The sequence below is a fragment of the Ornithinimicrobium murale genome (assembly GCF_003352835.1).
Lineage (GTDB): Bacteria > Actinomycetota > Actinomycetes > Actinomycetales > Dermatophilaceae > Ornithinicoccus > Ornithinicoccus muralis.
This window is the reverse complement of sequence record NZ_QLVD01000031.1, coordinates 1-1564: the sequence shown is the minus strand read 5'-3', so window position 1 is coordinate 1564 and position 1564 is coordinate 1. Positions and strand designations below refer to the sequence as shown.

At 69.0% G+C, this 1564-nt stretch carries 2 protein-coding genes; both read left to right on the top strand.

The features are described 5' to 3' along the window. Positions 1 to 88: 88 nt before the first annotated feature. Positions 89 to 433 (top strand): hypothetical protein, encoded by a 345-nt coding sequence (locus DPQ65_RS14110; RefSeq protein WP_114908000.1) that lies wholly within the window; start codon positions 89 to 91, stop codon positions 431 to 433. A gap of 5 nt (positions 434 to 438) precedes the next feature. Next, positions 439 to 1524, top strand: coding sequence for an integrase core domain-containing protein (locus DPQ65_RS14105; protein WP_114908001.1), 1086 nt, complete (start codon positions 439 to 441; stop codon positions 1522 to 1524). Positions 1525 to 1564 lie beyond the last annotated feature (40 nt).

Below are 1564 nucleotides of genomic sequence, written 5' to 3'. Positions count from 1 at the left end.
TGGGTTGAGTCAGCGTTCGTGTCCGGTTTCGGGCTGAGGATCAAGCAACATCTGTACGGTCTTCGTGACACCTGTAGGAGGGTGCGCGATGAGCACGAACGAGTCCTCGGTGCCGAGGAAGCGCCGGCCGAAGAAGGTCCTGTCGGCGTCGGCGAAGTACGAGATCTGGCTGCAGCTGGTCCGTGGTGAGGCCACCATCGCCCAGGCTGCGACCACCTCCGGGGTGGACCGGTCCACGATCATCCGGGTGCGGCAGGTCGCCAAGGACGGTGCCCTCGCCGCCCTGGCCGCCTCCCGCCCCGGGACCCCCGGGAAGTCGGCCCGGGACACCGAGCTGGAGGAGGCCAACGCCGAGATCGACCGGCTCTCCGAAGCGGTCAAGGAGCTCTCGGTCAAGCTGATGCTGCTGGAGAAAAAAGGGGGGCTGGACTGATGCCCATGGCCCCCGTTCCGGCCCGCGTCGACGCGGCCACCAAGACTGTCCTGCTGAACGCTCTCGAGCACGCCCTGGCACAGGGGTGGCCGCTGGTCAAGGCCTGCGCCGTCCTCGGCTTGGAGGAGCGCCGCGCCCGCCGGTGGACCCGCCGCAAGGACACCGGGACCACGCTGGTCGATGGCCGCCCCGGTGCGTCGCTGAACGCGCTGACCCCGGCGGAGATCGAGGCGATCGTGTCCGCGTTCGAGACGTTCGGGGTGAAGGACTTCTCCCACCGGCGCCTGGCCCACCGCGGCTCCTACGAGGACCTGTTCTGGGCCTCCCCGTCCACGGTCCGACGCGTCCTGAACGATCACGACCTGCGGTTTCGTCACCCGCCACGCCCGCCACGGGGTGAACGACGGCCGTTCCCGGACTGGGCCACGTACACCCCGAACTCGATCTGGATCTACGACAGCACCCACTTCCCGCGAGCCGGGATGGCCGTGCTCATCATCGAGGACCTCGTCTCGCGCAAGTGGCTCACCCACGTCGTCTCCGCGCAGGAAACACACACCCAGGTCCGCCTCGCCTTCGAGCAGGCCCTGGACGCCGAGGGGCTCCTGGAGGCGGCGCTGGACCGGGCCGAGGCCCTGGACCGGGCACTGGGTCTGGACGGAGAGGACGAGGCGACCCCGATCCTGCTCGCGGTCAGCGACAACGGCTCGCAGATGATCGCCGGCCACACCCGCAAGTTCATGGCCATGGTCGCGATCGCTCAGCACTTCGGCCGGCCCTCCACCCCGACCGACCAGGCCTGGATCGAATCCCTCAACGGCACCCTCAAGGCCGAGTGGCCCCACCTGAACGTCATCACCGACCCCGCCGTGCTGCGCGCCGAGCTCGAGGTCGTCCGGGCGGAGTACAACGGCTCCCGGTTGCACTCCGGCATCGGCTACGTCACGCCCCTGGACGAGCACACCGGCCGCGGCGAGGCCATCCGCACCGCCCGCCGGCAGGGCCTGGCCCAGGCCGCCCGGCAGCGACTTGCCTACCACCGAGACCAGAGGAAGAATCAACCCAATCCAGAAGACCCGGATGTGGTTTGATCCGACCGCCCGAAGCGGACATTAACGCTGAAACACCTCA